Below are 18246 nucleotides of genomic sequence, written 5' to 3'. Positions count from 1 at the left end.
CTACCGCCGGCCCCGCTGCAGACCCGTCAGTAAAGCCTCGCCGGTCTGCCTCCAGATGCCCTGGCCGGCTCTGTCGGTGGAATCTTCCGCCGCGGCTTGGGCCACCAACCAGTCCCCGAAATGCGTGATGTCCCTGCCAAGGGACGCCGCTACCGCATCGCAGGCAAATCCCACAGCGGTGGAACCGTCAGTGAGCTGGACCGATCCCAGGAGCATGGGTTCGGGAAGCTCCGCGAGGAACGATCCCAGCGCGGCCTCGGACAGTAGCCACCGCTCTGCTGCCAGTTCCGCTCCGTCGTCGGAACGGACGACGCCGGGCTTCGGCGGCTGAGTGTCCAGCGCCACCATCCGGTAACGGGCCGCCAGGGTTACCGGGCCGTCCCAGAACCCGCCCCGCCGTTCCAGCTCGGCCACCAGCGGCTGGCCTTTGCGGTGGGCACCCACCACCACGAGCGGCACAGCCTGCGCGCCGGCGGCCACGGGCCACGGCAGCCGTTCTGCGGCGGCAGGGTTAAGTGCGGCACGGCTGGGTGCTGCCCCGGAGGCAAACAGTGCCGGGAGGTCCGGTGTCCTTTCGATTCTTCGGGCGATATCGGCCACCACGCCGTCGTCGAACGTCCTTCCCACGACGGTGAGTCCGAACTGTGCTAGCCCATCGCCTCCGGCGTCCGCGACGGTGCCGGCAGGCACCGCGACCGCACACATATCGAAGAGGTTGCAGAAGTTGGTGTACGTACCCATGCGCGAGTTCACGCCCACGGGGTCCGCGGCGACCTCGGCCAGCGTTGGATGGAACGGAGTGGTGGGCACGATCAGCGCATCGAACCCCTCGAGCCGGGACAGTGCTTCGCGCCTCAGCTCCTCCAGCGCCGCAGTGTCGCTGACGTACTGATGCGCGGGTACGCGGCCTGCCGCGGTGATGATGCCGGTGACCGTCGGGTCCAGCCCAGCCGCGGCGCTGCGTCCGGACTGGTCACCCGCGATTGCGGCGTCGATGAAGGACCCGACGGCGGCGTGGCGCTCTGCCACGAGGGCGCCGTCGTACAGCAGCCTGGCCGCCTGCAGGAAGACGTCCAGTTCGATCGGCTCGGCGTCCACACCGGTGGAGCGCAACCGCTCGATCTGGGCGCCGAACTCCGCAGCCCATTCCTCCGGCAGCGCCGGAAGTGACGCCGGATAGGCCACCCGCGGACGGGACGGCGCGGCGAGGCGCACGTCCGCAGGCCAGGTCCGCGATTCCCCGGCCATGATCCCCATGGCCAGTTCAGCGGTAGCCAGGTCGCGGGCCAGGATGGTGGCGGTGTCCCAGGACCGGCAGGCGGGCACCATTCCAGCCGTGGACACCACGTTGAGGGTGGGCTTGATGCCCACGATTCCCTGCAGCCCCGCCGGAACCCGGCCGGAGCCGGCGGTGTCCGTCCCGATCGCTATGTCCGCCAGCCCCAGGGCCACAGCCACGGCGGACCCCGAACTGGAGCCGCCCGAGATCCGGTCCGGCCGCCGCGCATCACGGACCGCGCCGTACGGGCTGCGGGTTCCCACGAGCCCGGTGGCGAACTGGTCCAGGTTTGTTGAGCCCAGCACCAGGGCGCCGGCGGCGCGCAGCCGGGCCACTGCCACGGCATCTTCGGCGGGCTCGTAGCCGAAACCGGGGCACGCCGCCGTCGTGGTGACCCCGGCGACGTCCACATTATTTTTGACCGCCAGCAGGAGTCCGGCCAGGGGAAGTTCCCTGCCGGACGCCGCGTCGGCGTCGATGCGGGCGGCCTCCGCCAGCAGGTCCTCACGGCCCCGGACCCGGATCCAGATTTCGGGACGGTCGACGGCGTCGATCGCGGCGAGTGCCGCCGTCACCCGGGCGGTGGCTGATCCGCTGATGCCGCTCATGCTGCGCTCCCTTCGAGGACGAGCTCTTTTTCGTTCAGTTCCGCCGCTTCGAGGACCACCAGGGGTTCGCCTGCCACCACCTGGGACCCTGCGCTGGGCAGCACCCGGTGCACGATCCCGTCGCTGGGCGCGGTGAGGACGGTTTCCATTTTCATGGCTTCGATGGAAACCAGCGGCTGGCCCGCCACCACCTTGTCCCCGGGTGCCACGTCCACCTTCCAGACGCTCGCCGCGAAGGGCGAGCTCACCAGGGTTCCGCCGTCGGGAACCACCACTTCCTCTGACGGCGGCGCGATGGCGACGGCCTTTTCCGCGCGGTCGAACTCGCCGGCGTCTTCCCAGACCTGGCGTTCGATGGCGAAGGCTTTCTCCTGCCGTGCCCGGAAAGCGGCGATCGAATCGCTGTTCTCATCGAGGAAGTCCTCGTGGTCGGCCAGGGAGAAGGTTCCGTCCTCGATCTCCACGCCCCGGCCCCGGCCGACGGCCATGTCGGCCCGCAGGTCCAGGAGTTCCTCCGGGCTGACGGGGTACCAGGAGATCCGGTCGAAGAACCTCAGGAGCCACGGCGAGCCCGGCTCGAACGGGGCGGCGGCGGCGTGCCGGGACCAGACCTGCGTGGTGCGGCCGACGAACTGGTAGCCGCCCGGACCCTCCATGCCGTAGATGCACATGTATGCGCCGCCGATGCCCACGGCGTTTTCCGGGGTCCAGGTCCTGGCAGGGTTGTATTTCGTCGTGACCAGGCGGTGCCGCGGGTCCAGCGGCGTTGCCACGGGAGCGCCGAGGTAGACGTCGCCCAGCCCGAGCACGAGGTAGTCCGCGTTGAAAACGGTGTCGAAGACGTCGTTCACGGAGTCCAGCCCGTTGATCCGGCGGATGAACTCGATGTTCCACGGGCACCAGGGAGCGTCGTCCCGCACGCCCGCCATGTACCGCTCGATTGCCTCACGAGTGGCAGGATCGTCCCAGGAGAGCGGAAGCCTGACGGTGCGGCTCGGAACGACAAGCTCCGAGCTGGCAGGGAGCGCAGTTTCGATCTCCCGTACGATGCCCAGCAGGCGCGAGGTGGGGAGGACCGACGGGTCCGCTTTGACCTGGAGCGAGCGGATGCCGGGTGTCAGGTCCACGATGCCGGGAATCCGCAGCTTCTCGAGCTCCTGGTGCAGGGCGTGGACCCGGGCGCGGAGGCCGAGGTCAAGCACCATGTCGCCGTATTCCACGAGGAGGTTGTCGTCGCCGGAGCGGCGGTACGTGACCGCCGGGCGGCCGTCGCCTTCCGGCGCGCGGCCGAGAACACCGTCGTCGCCGTCGCCCTGTGAGCGGCCGTTGCTGGAAGCGGGGAGGATCAGCTGCTGCCGGGCCGGGCCAAGCTCTTTGGCGGACGGTGCCTGGACGGTCTTCACCGGAACGAAACGGACCGTGTCGCCGGGGCGGAGCTGGCCGAGCTTCCAGCGCTCGCCGGTCACGACGGTGACCGGGCAGACGAAGCCGCCGAGGCTGGGCCCGTCCGGGCCGAGCAGGATGGGTGTGTCCCCGGTGAAGTCCAGGGCGCCCACCGAGTAGGCCGTGTCGTGGATGTTGGAGGGGTGCAGGCCCGCCTCGCCGCCGTCGTTCCGTGCCCAGCGCGGCTTCGGGCCGATGAGGCGGACGCCGGTCCTGGCCGAGTTGAAGTGCACCTCGTAGGACGCTGCGAACAGGTCGTTGATGTCCTCGCGCTGGAAGAATTCCGGAGCTCCGTGCGGTCCTTCCACCACCATGAGCTCCCATTGCGTGGTCAGGGCCGGGCGGCTGTCCGCCGGGACCGGCGCGGGCACGGTGTCGGGTGCCGCCCCGGCCACGGTGCGGAGCACGTCGCCGGCGCGGAGCACGCGGCCGCCGTGGCCGCCGAACTGGCCGAGGGTGAAGGTGGAAGCGCTGCCGAGGTAGGTCGGGATGTCGAGGCCGCCCTCGAAGAGGATGTAGCCGCGCAGCCCGGCACCCTCAGCCGATCCGACGTCGAGCACGCCGCCCGCGGGGACCGTAACTGGTTCCCAGGCCGGAACAGTTTGTCCGTTGACGGTGACGGCCACCTCCGCGCCGGTGACGCAGACGGTGGTGGCGTGGGTGACGCGCAGCGCCGGGCCGGCCATGGTGAATTCAAGTCCGGGTGCCCCTTCCGGATTGCCCAGCGCCTTGTTGCCCAGCCGGAAGGACAGGTCGTCCATGGGGCCGCTCGGCGGCACGCCCACCTGCCAGAGGCCGGTCCGTCCGGGCCAGTCCTGCACGCTCGTTTGCAGGCCGGGGCGCTCCACGGTGATGCGGGGTTCGGGGTCGCCCACGCTGTCCAGGGTGCTGGTGGAGTGCGTGGCGGTGCGGACCACGTCCAGGCCGGTGACGGCGCGCAGCATGCCGAGGTTGGTTTCGATGCCGTCCATGCGGGTTTGCGTCAAGGCGTCCGCCAGGGAGTCGAGGGCTTCGTCCCGGCTCGAGCCGAAGGTGATGAGCTTGCCAAGGAGCGGGTCGTAGTTGGTGGACACCTCGCTGCCGGTTTCCACCCACGCGTCAACGCGGACGACGTCGGAGCCAGGGTATTGGGCGTTGGTGACGGTTCCGGCGCTGGGCTGGAAGTTGCGGGCCGGGTCTTCCGCGTAGATCCGTGCTTCCACGGCGTGCCCGGTCACCGGGAGGCTGTCCGGGAGACCGTCCAGCACTGGCTGCTGCTGGGCCAGGGTGAGCATCCATTCCACCAGGTCGACGCCGGTGACGGCTTCCGTGACAGGGTGCTCCACCTGCAGGCGGGCGTTCACTTCGAGGAAGGATGCTTCCTGCCGGACGGGGTCGTAGACGAACTCCACGGTCCCGGCGGAGCGGTAGCCCACGGAGGCGCAGAGTGCGCGCGAGCTGCGGTGCAGCTCGTCGCGTAGTCCGGCCGGAAGGTCCGGCGCGGGCGCCTCTTCGAGGACTTTCTGGTGCCGGCGCTGCAGGGAGCAGTCACGGTCCCCGAGGCTGACCACGCGGCCTTCGCCGTCGCCGAAAATCTGCACCTCGACGTGGCGGGCGTGTTCGATGTAGCGCTCGGCGAAGACGCCTGCGGTGCCGAAGCTTGAGCTGGCGAGCCGGGCCACCCGGGCGTAGTTCTCGGCCAGTTCGGCTTCGGTGCGGCAGACGGCCATGCCGATGCCGCCGCCTCCGCCGGTGGCCTTGAGCATCAGCGGGAAGCCGATCGTGGCGGAGGCTGTGATGGCTGCATCAAGGTCCTCGAGCAGCCCCGAGCCGGCGATCATGGGCACTCCGGCGCGCTGGGCGGCGTCCCGGGCGGTGTGCTTGGTGCCGAAGATCCGCAGCTGGTCCGGGGTAGGGCCGACAAAGACGAGCCCGGCGGCTTCCACGGCCTCGGCGAACCCGGCGTCCTCGGACAGGAAGCCGTAGCCGGGGTGGATGGCGCCGGCGCCGGTGGTCGCAGCCGCAGCCAGGATGGCGTCGACCCGGAGGTAGGACTCCTTGGCGGGTGCCGGCCCGAGCAGGACGGCTTCATCGGCGAGGCGCACGTGCTTGGCGCCGCGGTCCGCCTCGGAGAACACGGCCACGGTGCGCAGCCCGATCTTTTTGGCGGACTCGATGATCCGGCAGGCGATTTCGCCGCGGTTGGCGACGAGCAGGGTGTCGAAGCGGTTCATCGGGAGGCCTCCGGACGGGTGACGATCATGCGCACGGGCGTGGGGTTGAAGCCGTTGCAGGGGTTGTTGATCTGGGGGCAGTTCGAAACCAGGACCAGGGTGTCCGCCTCGGCGCGCAGTGCCACGCGTTTGCCGGGGGCGGAGAGCCCGTCCACGATGCCGAGGGCACCGTCCGGGTCCACGGGTACGTTCATGAACCAGTTGATGTTGGAGACGAGGTCCCGCTTTCCGAGGCCCCATTTGGAGCCTTCGATGAGGAAGTTCTCCACGCAGGCATGCTGTTCGTGCGTGTGTTGGCCATAGCGCAGGGTGTTCGATTCCTGTGAGCAGGCGCCGCCGATGGTGTCGTGGACGCCTACTTCATCGGCCGCGACGGTCATCAGCGCTTCGCCGCTGTCCGCCCGCAGCACGGACCCGGTGGTCAGGACAATGGATCGCTGCGCGGCGATGGTTGCGGCGGCGGAGTAGCGCGTGGCGGTGTCGCCCGCAGCGTAGAGGAGGCAGTCCACGGCCTGGTTGCCGTCAAGGTCCACGATGGTGAGGACGTCCCCTGCTTCCACCACGGCGGACCACGGGCCGCGCGCTTCAACGTATTCGTCGAGCACGACGTGTCCCGGGACCAGGGCGGCGGTTGCGGCGTCCGGCTGGAAAGTGAGTGTGGGCGTGTTCATGCGGAAGTCCTTGCGGTGAAGTCGAGTTCAGTGTTCTGGAGGGCAAGCAGGTGCTCGGGGCCGGGGGTGAATCCCAGGTTGCCGGCGGCAAGGGCGGCGAGGGCTTCGGTCGCCTGCCACGCAACGATGTCCACGGTGCTTCCGGTGAAGTCCGGACGCGGGTCCAGCGGGTGGGCGGTGTTGGCCAGCACCAGGACAGTGTCCATGTGCAGGAGGAGTTCGACGGCGGTGCCGGCACCGGCGCTGCCGGTGAACCGGATGGTGCCGTCCGCGTCCACGGCGGTGCCCTTGAAGAAGGAGATCGACGGCGGCACTTCCCGCTGGCTGATGCCGTGCTTGAGGGCGCCGAGGGTCAGCAGTTCGCGGCCTGCAGGTGAGGCGCTGTGCGCGGAGCCTGCACCGTATTTGGCCTGGTTGCCTGCGAGGCTGGTGGTTCCGGTGAGGGCATCGTGCCTGCCGGAGGAATCGGCCACGACGGTGGCCATCCTTCTGGCAACTTTTCCAGTCTTCCCGCTGCCGGCGCGTTCCAACAGTGGCACAAAGGCAGATATACGATGGATTCGGGCCAATAGAAGGAAGAGGTGCGGGATGAGGATCGCGGTGTACGCCTTCGACGGGGCAACCATGTTTCACCTTGCCGTTCCGCAGATGGTTTTTGACGAGGTGGCCCGCCAGGGCCTTGCCGCGTGGGAGACGGTTCTCTTTTCTGACCAGGCAGGCGGGATCACAACCGCTGAGGGCTACCGGCTGGGCGAGGTGAGGGGGCCCGAGGCCGCGGAAGAGGCGGACATCGTGGTGGTGCCGTCGTGGTTCGACGACGGGCGCATCCTGAGCGATTCGCTGCGGCAGGTGCTCCTCGGCGCGCACGCCCGGAGCGTGCCGGTTCTGGGACTGTGCCTTGGTGCGATCCCGGTGGCAGACGCGGGGCTGCTCGCGGGGCGCCGGGCTGTCACGCACTGGCAGGCATTTGATTCCCTGGCGGTGCGGCACCCCGATGTCCCGCTGGACCAGTCGGTGCTCTATATAGACCACGGAGACGTCCTGACCTCGGCCGGAACCGCTTCTGCGTTGGATGCCTGCCTGTACGTGGTGCGCACACGGCTCGGGGCAGAAGCAGCGAACAAGGTGGCGCGAAGCCTGGTCATCGCGCCGCACCGTGAAGGCGGTCAGGCGCAGTACATCGATCGCCCGGTGCCGGAACGCTCCACGGATGATCCGGTCTCGCGACTGCTGGAATGGGCTCTGGCACGCCTGGGTGAGCCGCTCACCGTCGACCTGCTGGCGGCGCAGGCGCACCTGAGCCGCCGGACTTTTGTCCGCGCCTTTCGGGCAGCAACAGGAACGACGCCGGCCGCCTGGATCCGCGCCCGCCGCCTTGACGCAGCCCGGCGGCTCCTCGAGACCACGGACTTGTCGATAGACCAGATCTCCGCCGACTGCGGATTCGGCAACGCGGTCACCCTGCGCCAAAACTTCGCCGCCGCCTTTTCCACGACGCCCACGGAATACCGGCGGCGGTTTGATACGCGGCCTGAAAGAGTTCTCTAGAGCGCTGCTCCGATCCTTGACTCCGGAAGTGACTCCCTGGTTGTCGCGGACAGGGCTGTCAACGTTGTCAGGGCCACAGCCGCGGTTGGAGTCTAGTGCCTGCGCAGCAGCTGCCGGGTTCCGGATTTCAGAAGTGGCCTGACGCCCGTTTCTGTATTCGCGGGCCGATGTCCAAACAGGACAATACCCAGCGAGGCGAGGACGATGACGCCACCCAGTATCTGCCCAACTGCAAGGGATTGCCCCAGGGCTGCCCAGCCCACCAAGACGGCAACCACGGGGCTCAGCAGGCCCAGGAATGACAAGGACCCGGCCGGCAGCATCTGTATTCCGCGGTACCAGACGGTGTAGGCAAAAGCCGTGCCCACCAGCGACAGGTAGGCAAAGCCTGCCACATTTTCCAGGCTGAATCCCTCATCCGGCAAACCCTCAACCAACAGCAGGAGCGGGATCAGTACGATACCGCCGGCCACCAGCTGCCAGGAAGTTACGGCCAGTGGCGCATCGGGCTGGCCCCACTTCTTGCTCAGCACAATACCCAGCGCCATCGAAGCGGCTCCACCCAGGGCGGCGAGCACGCCAACCGGGTCCGGCTGCGCCTGCGACTGAACGACGAGCAGGGCGACGCCGAGGATGCCCGCCGCTCCGGCCGCCACTACCGCAAGAGTCAGCCGTTCGCTGAGGAAGCGGCTGGCCAGGAAAGCGACGATCAGCGGCTGGACTGCTCCGACAGCGGCAGCCAGGCCCCCCGGGAGCAGATAGGCGGCGACGAACAGCAGAGCAAAGAACGCACCGATATTGAGGGTGCCCAGCACGGCCGACTTCCACCACCAGGCTCCTTGCGGCAGGCGCCGGGTCAGCAGTAGCAGGACCAGACCTGCAGGCAGGGCTCGCAGGATAGCACCGAGGAGCGGTCTTCCGTCTGGTAGAAATTCGCTGGTGACGATGTAGGTGGTACCCCATGCCATCGGGGCGAGGGCGGTAAGGGCAAGAACGGCTGATCTTTTGCTAAGCACTTAGCTATTGTAGCTAAGTGCTTAGCTACTTGCTACCCTCAATTTCATGAGAGATGGCGTGGATCTGATTCTTGACCAATGGCGGCGCGAGCGGCCTGACCTGGATGCTTCTCCCATGGCCGTTTTGGGGAGGCTGGCCAGGACAGCGAAAGCTGTGGAATCCACTCTCCAAATGACGTTCGCCCGGCATGGCTTGGACGGCGGCTCCTTCGATGTGCTGGCAACGTTGCTGCGGTCCGGTGAACCCCATGAACTTTCGCCCCTTGAGCTGACACAAGCGGCCATGGTTACTTCCAGCGCAACCGCCCAGCGGCTGAACAAGCTCGTGGAGCGGGGGCTGGTGTCAAGGAAGAAGGACCATATCGACTTGCGGTCTACCCGTGTGCAATTGACTGCGGAGGGAAAGAAGGTGATCGAGGGTGCCCTGCCCGATCACCTGAGGACGCAGGAGGCGTTGCTGCAGGGGCTGGATGCGGGGGAGCGGGCCCAGTTTATCGGGCTCCTCCAGCGGGTGGAGCTGAACACCCATGGGTTTGAAGCAGGGCAGTCATAAAACACCACACGGGAGCCAAAGCTATGCGCCTTACTCATATCGAGTTGCCGTCCACTAACCTTCGTGCGGCCGCTGAGTACTACGGGGACGTCCTTGGGCTCCCCGTCCACGAATCCAGCGACTATGTGAGAGTCGGTGTCGGTACCACCCAGCTTGAGTTCGTCAGGGGGCCGGTCAAGGCCGGGGCAAATCACCTGGCAATTACCATCCCCAGCAACCAGTTCGCCGATGCCAAACGGTGGCTGTCCGCAAGGACTGAAATCCTTAGCCTCGACGGCCGGGATGAGTTCCCGCTGGGAGAGCCATGGAGTTCAGAATCGATCTATTTCAGGGGCCCTGACGGGATCGTTCTGGAGCTGATTGCGCGCCACAAGCTGGACAATCCCTCCTCGAGCGGATTCAGTGCCGCGAGCCTGCTCAGCGTCAGCGAAGTTGGGCTGGCTGTACCGGACGTCGGCCAGGCGATGCAGGACATTGAGGAAACTTTTGGTATCCGGTCATTCGCCGGGGATGCAGAATCTTTTCACGCAGTGGGAGACCATAGCGGGCTCCTCATCCTTGTTGCCGCGGGCCGTCGATGGTTCCCCACAAGCGACGCTGCGTCCGCCTTCGGACACATCGGCATCGAAATGGACGGTACGTCCAGTCCCGGAACCATGGAGTCTGCCGCCGGCTGGAAACTGATGTCGCGGAGCGACCCAGGCTCGTAGCTGAACCCAGCCTCTGTCAGGCCGAAGGAATAGCGCCCCAAGCGATACGCAGTTCAACGGCTTGTAGATCTGGCACAAGCCGGCTGCAGCATCAAAATCGTGCATGAGCCCATGAGTGAAACCGTGCTCCAGCGCCTCACCGGACAGCCGGGCATCGAACTGCGTCGAGACCTCCCGTCAGGATGTCTACCTGCAGTACCGGAAGAACTTCGAGGAGATGTGGACGGCAGCCAAATAGCCCAATGGATCCAACATGGGTTCAACCGACCGTGCGGCAAATACGCCGTCCGTGAACCCGCCCAACTTCTCCTCCGCGGGCACGTCCCCAGCCCAGCCAGCGGGCGTAAACTGACCTTCGCACCACCTCTTGTGGACACTGTGTCAGGAGCCGCTTTGCTCTGGAAACTGCTTGTTGAATACCTGCGGCCGCACCGGCAGCTGCTGATCGCCGTCGTCATTTTCCAGCTGGCGCAGTCCATCGCGTCCCTTTACCTGCCCACGCTCAACGCGGACATCATCGATGAGGGTGTGGCCAAGGGGGACACCGGCTACATCCTGCGGGTGGGCAGCCTCATGCTGTTCATCACCATGCTGCAGATCGCGTGCGCGGTGGTGGCCGTGTACTTCGGGGCGAAGGCGGCCATGGCCCTGGGCCGGGACCTGCGCGGGGCCATCTTCACCCGGGTGGGGGAGTTCTCCGAGCAGGAGGTCACCCGGTTCGGGGCGCCGAGCCTGATCACCCGCTCCACGAACGACGTCCAGCAGGTCCAGCAGCTGGTGCTGATGTCCGCCACGCTGATGGTGGCCGCGCCGATGCTCAGCATCGGCGGGGTGATCATGGCGGTCCGGCAGGATGCCCAGCTGTCCTGGCTGATCGCCGTCAGCGTCCCGGTGTTGCTGATCGCCGTCGGGCTGATCATTACCCGGATGGTGCCGCTGTTCCGCAAGATGCAGGTGCGGATCGACACCGTGAACCGGGTGCTCCGCGAGCAGCTCACCGGCATCCGGGTGGTGCGGGCGTTCGTGCGCGAGGACATCGAAACAGCCCGGTTCGCGCAGGCCAACGAGGACGTCACGGACACCGCGCTCCGGGCCGGCCGGCTGATGGCGCTCGCGTTTCCCACCGTGATGCTGGTGCTGAACGTCTCCAGCGTGGCGGTGATCTGGTTCGGCTCGTTCCGGATCGAGGACGGCTCCATGCAGGTGGGCACGCTGATCGCCTTCCTGAGCTACCTGCTGCAGATCCTGATGTCCGTCATGATGGCCACGTTCATGGCCGTGATGATCCCGCGCGCCGCGGTCTCGGCGGACCGGATCGGCCAGGTGCTCACCACGGAGTCCAGCGTGCGGCCGCCCGAGCATCCGGTCACCGCTGCCGCCGGCCGGGGCGGTGCGGGCAGCGGCGAGCTGGAAATGCACGACGTCGGGTTCGCCTACCCGGGTGCCGAGCAGCCGGTCCTGTCCGGCATCAGTTTCACGGCCCGGTCCGGGCAGACGACGGCGATCATCGGCAGCGCCGGGTCCGGCAAGACCACCCTGGTGAACCTGCTGCCGCGGCTTTTCGACGCGACCACCGGTTCAGTGAAGTTCGACGGCGTGGACGTCCGCGAGCTGCAGCCGGACCAGCTGTGGGGGCACATCGGGCTGGTGCCGCAGCGGCCGTACCTGTTCTCCGGCACGGTGCGCAGCAACCTGCTGTACGGCAAGCCCGATGCCACCGAAGATGAGCTGTGGCGGGCGCTGACTACCGCGCAGGCGCAGGAGTTCGTCCGGGAGATGGAGGGCGGGCTGGATGCGCCCATCTCACAGGGCGGCACCAACGTCTCCGGCGGGCAGCGGCAGCGGATCGCGATCGCCCGGGCGCTGGTGAAGCGGCCCGAGCTCTACATTTTTGACGACTCGTTCTCCTCGTTGGACACCGCCACGGACGCCCGGCTGCGGCAGGCGCTGAAGCACGACACCTCCGGCGCCACCCTGGTGATCATCGCCCAGCGGGTGTCCAGCATCGCGGACGCGGACCAGATCCTGGTGCTCGACGACGGCAGGATCGTGGGCCACGGAACGCACGATGAGCTGCTGGAAACGTCGGAAACGTACCGCGAGATTGTGTCCTCGCAGCTCGCAGCGGAGGAGGCGGTATGAGCACCACAGGCAGGCCGGCAGGCGGGGCACCCGGCGGGACTGCCGCCGTCGAACGCATCCCCAGGCCGCGAGGCGGCCCCGGGCACGGCGGACCGTTCGCCGGGATGAACGTCCCCGCCGAAAAGGCGATGAACTTCTGGCCGTCCGCCAAGCGGCTGCTGGGCACGCTGCGGCCGGAGCGGCTGTGGCTGGTGCTGGTGATTGTGCTGAGCGTCGCCGCGGTGGCGCTGTCCGTGATCGGGCCGCGGCTGCTGGGCGAGGGCACCAACCTCATCTTCGCCGGTGTGGTGTCCAAGCAGCTTCCTGCGGGGGTGAGCAAGGCGCAGCTCATCGCGCAGCTCCGGGCCGCGGGGGAGAACCAGAAGGCGGACATGCTCAGTGCCATGGCGCTGACGCCCGGGCAGGGGATCGACTTCACCGCGCTGGCCAACGTGCTGCTGTGGGCGCTGGTGCTATATGTCCTGGCGTCCGCGTTCATGTGGATCCAGGCGTACATACTCAACGGCGTGGTGCAGCGGACGGTGTACCGGCTGCGCGAGCGGATCGAGGCGAAGATCAACCGGCTGCCGCTGCGGTATTTCGATTCGATCCAGCGCGGTGAGCTGCTCAGCCGGGTGACGAACGACGTCGACAACATCTCCCAGAGCCTGCAGCAGTCCATCAGCCAGGCGGTCACCTCGTTGCTGACCGTGCTGGGTGTGCTGGTGATGATGTTCCTGCTCTCGCCCACGCTGGCGCTGATTGCGCTGGTCACGATTCCGCTGACGCTGGTGACGACGACGATGATCGCCAAGCGCTCGCAGAAGCTGTTCGTGGCGCAGTGGAAGCACACCGGCGAGCTGAACGGGCAGATCGAGGAGACGTACACCGGGCATGCGCTGGTGAAGGTGTTCGGCCGGCAGCAGGAGGTGGGGGAGCGGTTCCGGCAGAAGAATGCGGAGCTGTATGAGGCGAGCTTCGGCGCGCAGTTCATCTCCGGCCTGATCATGCCGGCCATGACGTTCATCGGGAACCTGGTGTATGTGGGGATCGCCGTGGTGGGCGGCCTGCAGGTGGCGTCCGGGGCGATGCAGCTTGGCGACGTGCAGGCGTTCATCCAGTACTCGCGGCAGTTCACGCAGCCGCTGGCGCAGCTGGGGTCCATGGCCAACCTGCTGCAGTCCGGCGTGGCGTCGGCCGAGCGGGTGTTCTCGCTGCTGGATGAGGAGGAGCAGTCGCCGGAAGCTGCTGGCTCTGCGCCCGACGGCGGGCGGGGGCGGCTGGTGTTCGAGAACGTCTCGTTCTCCTATTCACCGGACAAGCCGCTGATTTCGGAGCTCTCGTTGGTGGCCGAGCCGGGTCAAACGGTGGCGATCGTGGGCCCCACGGGGGCCGGGAAAACGACGCTGGTGAACCTGATGATGCGGTTCTACGAGATCGATGCGGGACGGATAACGCTCGACGGCGTGGACATCACCTCCGTTTCCCGGCGCGAGCTGCGCTCGCGGATGGGCATGGTGCTGCAGGACACGTGGCTGTTCGGCGGGACGATCCGGGACAACATTGCGTATGGACGGCCTGACGCCACCGAGGAGGAGATCCTGGAGGCGGCGACGGCGACGTACGTGGACCGGTTCGTGCATTCCCTGCCGGAGGGTTATGACACGGTGCTGGAGGACGAGGGCGGCAACGTGTCGGCGGGCGAGAAGCAACTGCTCACGATTGCGCGGGCGTTTTTGGCGCGGCCATCTGTTTTGATTTTGGATGAGGCGACTTCTTCTGTGGATACCCGGACCGAGGTGCTGGTGCAGAAGGCGATGAGTGCCCTGCGGTCCGACCGGACTAGCTTCGTGATCGCGCACCGCCTGTCCACGATCCGCGACGCCGACCTCATCCTGGTGATGGAGGCCGGGCAGATCGTGGAACAGGGGACGCACGCTTCACTGCTGGCTGCGGGCGGGGCTTATGCGCGTTTGTATGAGGCTCAGTTCGCGGCGCCGGTTGCGGAGGTTTAGGTATCGTGCAAATGAGCATCCCGACCGCTTCCGCTTCGACCTGATGCTCATTCACATGCGATTAAATCGCGGTACGTCATCTTCAACCTTAAGATGGGCAAGTTCCAGCCAGATAGTCAGGCGATTCGGCGGCCTGTGTCAGATTGGGATTCAAGAGTGTCCGCTGGGGGCGTTCGGGAAACAGCTTTTGGACCCTTTTCTGACAGTGTTTGAATGACTGCCTGACGTTAGCTTGGGGTGTGCCCTTCACTGACGAGAAGCCCTCGGAGTTACACCATCCGAATGCGCCGCGGGCGGTTGAAGCTTGAGTGCGCAGATCTAGTTCCCCCCAACACGATCGCCGTCAGATCCAGGTACGGCGGATGTACGTTCCTGGTTGTTGTTCTACGACGCGCCGGCTGTGGGCTCCGTCCTGCATCAGCCACAGTAGAGATCCGTCGGCCATGACAGCTTCGACGCGGCCGCGGTCGGTTACGCTGCCGCGAGTGTGAACTTCGACGTCTTGGCCGGTCAGCACAGTCCAGTCGTCAATAGGCTGCCACGATGCGAAAGAGTGGATGTTTGTTTGGTCTTGATTCGGCGTCATGCTTGTTGGCATCTCGTCCTCGAGCTTCATAGCAGCAGGATGCTGAGCAAATTTGTGACGGGTAGCAAAGCGTTCGGATGATGTTTGTATTTTGAGCGCTTAGCCGAACAGGACGGCTGCTTCGTCGTAGCGGTTTTGTGGGACGGTCTTGAGCTGGCCCAGGGCCTCCTCGAAGGCGACATGTTGGATGTCTGTTCCCTTCAGGGCGACCATGGTGCCCCAGTAGCCTTCGACCACGGAGTCGATGGCGGCCATGCCCAGCCGGGTGGCAAGGACCCGGTCGAAGGCTGAGGGGACGCCGCCGCGCTGGATGTGGCCAAGGATCGTGGCACGGGTTTCGATGCCGGTGCGGGCTTCCAGCTCCGGGACCAGCTGGTCCGCGATGCCGCCAAGCCGGGGGCGGCCGAAGGCGTCCAGGCCCCGTTCAGAATGGGCCTCATCCATATGCTCGGGAACGAAGCCTTCGGCGACGACCACCAGGGGTGCGCGGCCGCGGTGGTGGGCTTCCTTTACCCACTGGGTGATTTGCTCGATGCTGACTTTTTGTTCCGGGATCAGGATGGCGTGGGCGCCTGCGGCCATGCCGGCGTGCAGCGCGATCCAGCCCACGTGGCGGCCCATCACTTCGGCGATCATGCAGCGGTGGTGGGATTCGCCGGTGGTGCGGAGCCTGTCGATGGCCTCCGTGGCGATCTGCACGGCGGTGTCGAAACCGAAGGTGTAGTCCGTAGCGTCCAGGTCGTTGTCAACGGTCTTGGGAACACCGACGATCTTCAGCCCGGCATCCGTAAGGCGCTTGGCGGCCGCCAGCGTGCCCTCACCGCCGATTGCGATGATGGCGTCGATGCCCAGGCGGTCCATGTGGGCTTTGATGACCTCCGGGCCGCCGCCGTTGTCGAAGGGGTTGGTGCGGGACGTGCCAAGGATGGTGCCGCCCTGCTTGGCGATACCGCGGACCATGGTGCGGGGGATGTCGATGATGTCGCCCTCCACCACGCCGCGCCAGCCGTCGAGGAAACCCACGAATTCGTGGCCGTGGATGGCGATGCCCTTGAGTACGGCGCCGCGGATGACCGCGTTCAGTCCGGGGCAGTCACCACCGCTGGTGAGGATTCCAATTTTCATGCGTGATTCCTAGGTTCAGTTGCCATGTTGGAAAGGGGCCATCAGAAAAGCCCAAGACAGGCATGAGGCTGATTTCGCCTATCGCCTTCGTGTACTACCAGGTTGTTCGTTCGTAGCTCATGCCGTAGGGAACATTTGGGTCAAGGCTTACGATGACCGTTCCCGGAGCCGTCCGGGTTACCAGAATTCCCTGCTTCCGGTACCTCGCACGAGCAGAGAGTTGTTGGACGGCGGCCTCCACGGCGGCCTCCAAGTGGGATCGCGTGTGGACGTGGATGGTGATGGAATCGTGCTGCGTGGGTACATGCTCGTGGAAGTCGGTGCAGGTGGAATTCTCTGTCTGCATTTATCCACTGCTCCTATTGTTCATTCGGGGTTGGATATATAGCCTTGGGGGTTGTTCTTTTGCCAGCGCCAGTGGTCTTTGCACATTTGGTCCACGGTCTTGGTGGTGGACCAGCTGAGGTCGGCCAGCGCGGAGGTGGCGTCGGCCCAGAAGGCAGGGAGGTCTCCGGCGCGGCGGCCGGTGATGTCGTAGGGGATGGGCTTGCCCACGGCCTTCTCAAAGGAGCGCAGGACCTCTAGGACGGAGGAGCCCTTGCCGGAGCCGAGGTTCCAGCGGAACACGCCGGTGGTGTCCGCGATATGGTTCAGGGCCGCTATGTGCCCTTCCGCGAGGTCCACCACGTGGATGTAGTCGCGCAGGCAGGTGCCGTCGGGGGTGTCGTAGTCGCCCCCGAAGACTATGAGCTTGTCGCGGCGGCCCACGGCCACTTGGGCGATGAACGGCACCAGATTGTTGGGGATACCCTGCGGGTCCTCGCCAATCCGTCCGGATGGGTGTGCACCCACCGGGTTGAAATAGCGCAGCAGGGCTATGTGCCAGCGCGGGTCGGCAGCGCCGAGGTCGGAGAGGATGTCCTCGATCTGTTCCTTGGTGCGCCCGTAGGGGTTGTTGGCCCCGATCTCCATCTTTTCCACATAGGGGATGGGGTTGCGTTCGCCGTAGACGGTGGCGGAGGAGCTGAAGACGATGGAGCGGACGTCATGCCTGTCCATGACGCGGATCAGGTTCAGAGTGCCTACAAGGTTGTTGTAGTAGTACTTCAACGGCTCCCGCACAGATTTGCCCACCGCTTTGAGGCCAGCGAAGTGGATGACGGCGTCGATGGCTGCGCCGGCAAAGACCTTGTCGATGGCTGCCTCGTTCACGAGGTCGACGTGGTGGAACTCTGCGGTCTTGCCGCTGAGTTCCGCTACGCGGCGCAGCGATTCCTCGCTGGAGTTGACCAGGTTGTCGATGACGACCACGTCGTGGCCGGCTTCCTGCAGGGAAAGAACGGTGTGGGAACCGATGTAGCCCGTGCCCCCTGTGACCAGGATTTTCATGAGCGGGTGTGGGTTGGGTTGGCTGGTATCGCTTCGATGTTCCAGCTCGCGGTATGACTCTGCCCCGGGAGGAGGACTATGAGGTCTGTCCTGGTGTTGAAGGCATTAGGCGGACAGGTCATTGGTTCTACTGCCAGGCCGGCTCTGCTGGATTCCGCATCTGGGAGGTCGGCTGTGTGTATCTGCACCCAGGGGCAGTCCCGACCCCATGTCATCGAAGTTCCGGACCCGTCCCATGTAGTCAGGCGTGCGGTTGAGTAACCTTCGTTGTCACGTACGAGATCAGTGAAGGCATGGTCGAGTGTTATGGAACCGATGGGGCGGGGGGCAACAAAGTCGTAGTGTCGGTCCTCTGAAACGTCGCTAACTCCTGTAGGTATCAAAAGGTCCGGGGTGACTTGCTGCACTTTTCGTGCGGGCAGCTCGAGAATCCAGTCGTCGACCCGGCCCTCCCCGGCGACCAAGTATGGGTGCCCGGCGGCCCCGTAAGGTGCTGAGCCGGGGCCGGTGTTGGTGGCTGTAACAGTGGTGTGCAGCCCGGAAAAGTCCAGCTGGTAGGACACCTGTACGTCCAGGCGGAAGGGGTAACCGCTCCTCGCTTGAACGACGGTGGACAGAATGGCCGAGGACTCGTCGGATTTAACCGGGCACCAGTCTTCCCAGGCCAATAGGCCATGAAGTGCGTGGCCCCGGCTCGGTTCGTTGATACCGAGCTGGTATTCCACGCCTTCGAATTCATACCGTCCCGCGATAACCCTGTTAGGCCAAGGCACCAATACTGCCCCTCGGTAGGCGGGGCGGACCTGATGTTCCGAAAAGGGGAGAATCAGGTCCCTGCCGTTGTAGCGCAAGGAGCGTAACGATGCACCGACGCTGGCTATTTCGGCGGTGTAGGGGCCGCAGCGCAGCGTGGTCTGCCTACCTGAGATCGGAACGGTATCGGCGCTCATCCTGGACATCACGAGGCTG

General features: G+C 66.0%; 15 protein-coding genes. 5 read left to right on the top strand and 10 right to left on the bottom strand.

The genetic code is table 11. From position 1 onward, the window contains the following. From atzF to ACSQ12_RS19170, 4 genes are read right to left on the bottom strand one after another with little or no spacing between them, the layout of a single operon-like run. Positions 1–1887, bottom strand: a complete 1887-nt coding sequence (gene atzF, locus ACSQ12_RS19185) for an allophanate hydrolase (RefSeq protein WP_436066513.1) — start codon at positions 1885–1887, stop codon at positions 1–3. Next, positions 1884–5543 (bottom strand): urea carboxylase, encoded by a 3660-nt coding sequence (gene uca, locus ACSQ12_RS19180; RefSeq protein ID WP_436066512.1) that lies wholly within the window; start codon positions 5541–5543, stop codon positions 1884–1886. The genes atzF and uca overlap by 4 nt, the downstream gene beginning before the upstream one ends. After that, positions 5540–6214, bottom strand: coding sequence for an urea amidolyase associated protein UAAP2 (locus ACSQ12_RS19175; RefSeq protein ID WP_209742250.1), 675 nt, complete (start codon positions 6212–6214; stop codon positions 5540–5542). Before ACSQ12_RS19175 ends, uca begins: the two co-directional genes overlap by 4 nt. Further along, positions 6211–6699 carry a DUF1989 domain-containing protein gene (locus tag ACSQ12_RS19170; RefSeq protein WP_436066511.1) on the bottom strand — a complete coding sequence of 163 codons (489 nt, stop codon included), beginning with the start codon at positions 6697–6699 and terminating at the stop codon, positions 6211–6213. The genes ACSQ12_RS19175 and ACSQ12_RS19170 overlap by 4 nt, the downstream gene beginning before the upstream one ends. Before the next feature lie 103 nt (positions 6700–6802). Here ACSQ12_RS19170 and ACSQ12_RS19165 point away from each other — a divergent pair, with 103 nt between their 5' ends. Next, positions 6803–7762: a GlxA family transcriptional regulator gene (locus ACSQ12_RS19165; protein ID WP_436066510.1), complete on the top strand. Its 960-nt coding sequence runs from the start codon at positions 6803–6805 to the stop codon at positions 7760–7762. A 92-nt stretch (positions 7763–7854) separates the two neighbouring features. Here the strand turns inward: ACSQ12_RS19165 and ACSQ12_RS19160 are convergent, their stop codons facing one another. Continuing rightward, the gene (locus tag ACSQ12_RS19160) at positions 7855–8778 is read right to left on the bottom strand and encodes an EamA family transporter (protein ID WP_436066509.1); all 924 of its coding nucleotides are present in this window, start codon (positions 8776–8778) and stop codon (positions 7855–7857) included. A 58-nt stretch (positions 8779–8836) separates the two neighbouring features. Between ACSQ12_RS19160 and ACSQ12_RS19155 the strand changes: the two genes are divergently transcribed. The 4 genes from ACSQ12_RS19155 (at position 8837) to ACSQ12_RS19140 (ending at position 14177) form a co-directional block, all read left to right on the top strand. After that, positions 8837–9331, top strand: coding sequence for a MarR family winged helix-turn-helix transcriptional regulator (locus ACSQ12_RS19155; protein WP_436066508.1), 495 nt, complete (start codon positions 8837–8839; stop codon positions 9329–9331). A 23-nt stretch (positions 9332–9354) separates the two neighbouring features. Further along, positions 9355–10041, top strand: coding sequence for a VOC family protein (locus ACSQ12_RS19150; protein WP_436066507.1), 687 nt, complete (start codon positions 9355–9357; stop codon positions 10039–10041). Positions 10042–10434: 393 nt separating this feature from the next. Next, on the top strand, positions 10435–12183 hold the full coding sequence (locus tag ACSQ12_RS19145; RefSeq protein WP_436066506.1) for an ABC transporter ATP-binding protein: 1749 nt from the start codon (positions 10435–10437) through the stop codon (positions 12181–12183). Beyond that, a complete protein-coding gene (locus ACSQ12_RS19140; protein ID WP_436066505.1) occupies positions 12180–14177 on the top strand; it encodes an ABC transporter ATP-binding protein in 1998 nt (665 codons plus the stop codon). The genes ACSQ12_RS19145 and ACSQ12_RS19140 overlap by 4 nt, the downstream gene beginning before the upstream one ends. Positions 14178–14520: 343 nt before the next feature. Here ACSQ12_RS19140 and ACSQ12_RS19135 read toward each other — a convergent pair whose 3' ends face one another. From ACSQ12_RS19135 to ACSQ12_RS19115, 5 genes are all read right to left on the bottom strand, one after another. Beyond that, positions 14521–14793 carry a hypothetical protein gene (locus ACSQ12_RS19135; RefSeq protein WP_166842944.1) on the bottom strand — a complete coding sequence of 91 codons (273 nt, stop codon included), beginning with the start codon at positions 14791–14793 and terminating at the stop codon, positions 14521–14523. A gap of 69 nt (positions 14794–14862) precedes the next feature. Continuing rightward, a complete protein-coding gene (locus tag ACSQ12_RS19130; RefSeq protein WP_028271809.1) occupies positions 14863–15888 on the bottom strand; it encodes an ATP-dependent 6-phosphofructokinase in 1026 nt (341 codons plus the stop codon). A gap of 94 nt (positions 15889–15982) precedes the next feature. Next, entirely contained in the window at positions 15983–16234 is a 252-nt protein-coding gene (locus ACSQ12_RS19125) for a hypothetical protein (protein WP_043438973.1), read from the bottom strand. 20 nt (positions 16235–16254) lie between these two features. Continuing rightward, complete coding sequence (galE, locus tag ACSQ12_RS19120) at positions 16255–17277, bottom strand: UDP-glucose 4-epimerase GalE (RefSeq protein ID WP_028271808.1); 1023 nt, start codon at positions 17275–17277, stop codon at positions 16255–16257. Next, a complete protein-coding gene (locus tag ACSQ12_RS19115; RefSeq protein ID WP_028271807.1) occupies positions 17274–18227 on the bottom strand; it encodes an aldose 1-epimerase family protein in 954 nt (317 codons plus the stop codon). Before ACSQ12_RS19115 ends, galE begins: the two co-directional genes overlap by 4 nt. Positions 18228–18246 lie beyond the last annotated feature (19 nt).

This window comes from Arthrobacter sp. LjRoot14 (assembly GCF_964253905.1).
GTDB lineage: Bacteria > Actinomycetota > Actinomycetes > Actinomycetales > Micrococcaceae > Arthrobacter.
The sequence above is the reverse complement of the archived record's forward strand: the minus strand, read 5'-3'. Positions and strand labels throughout refer to the sequence as shown.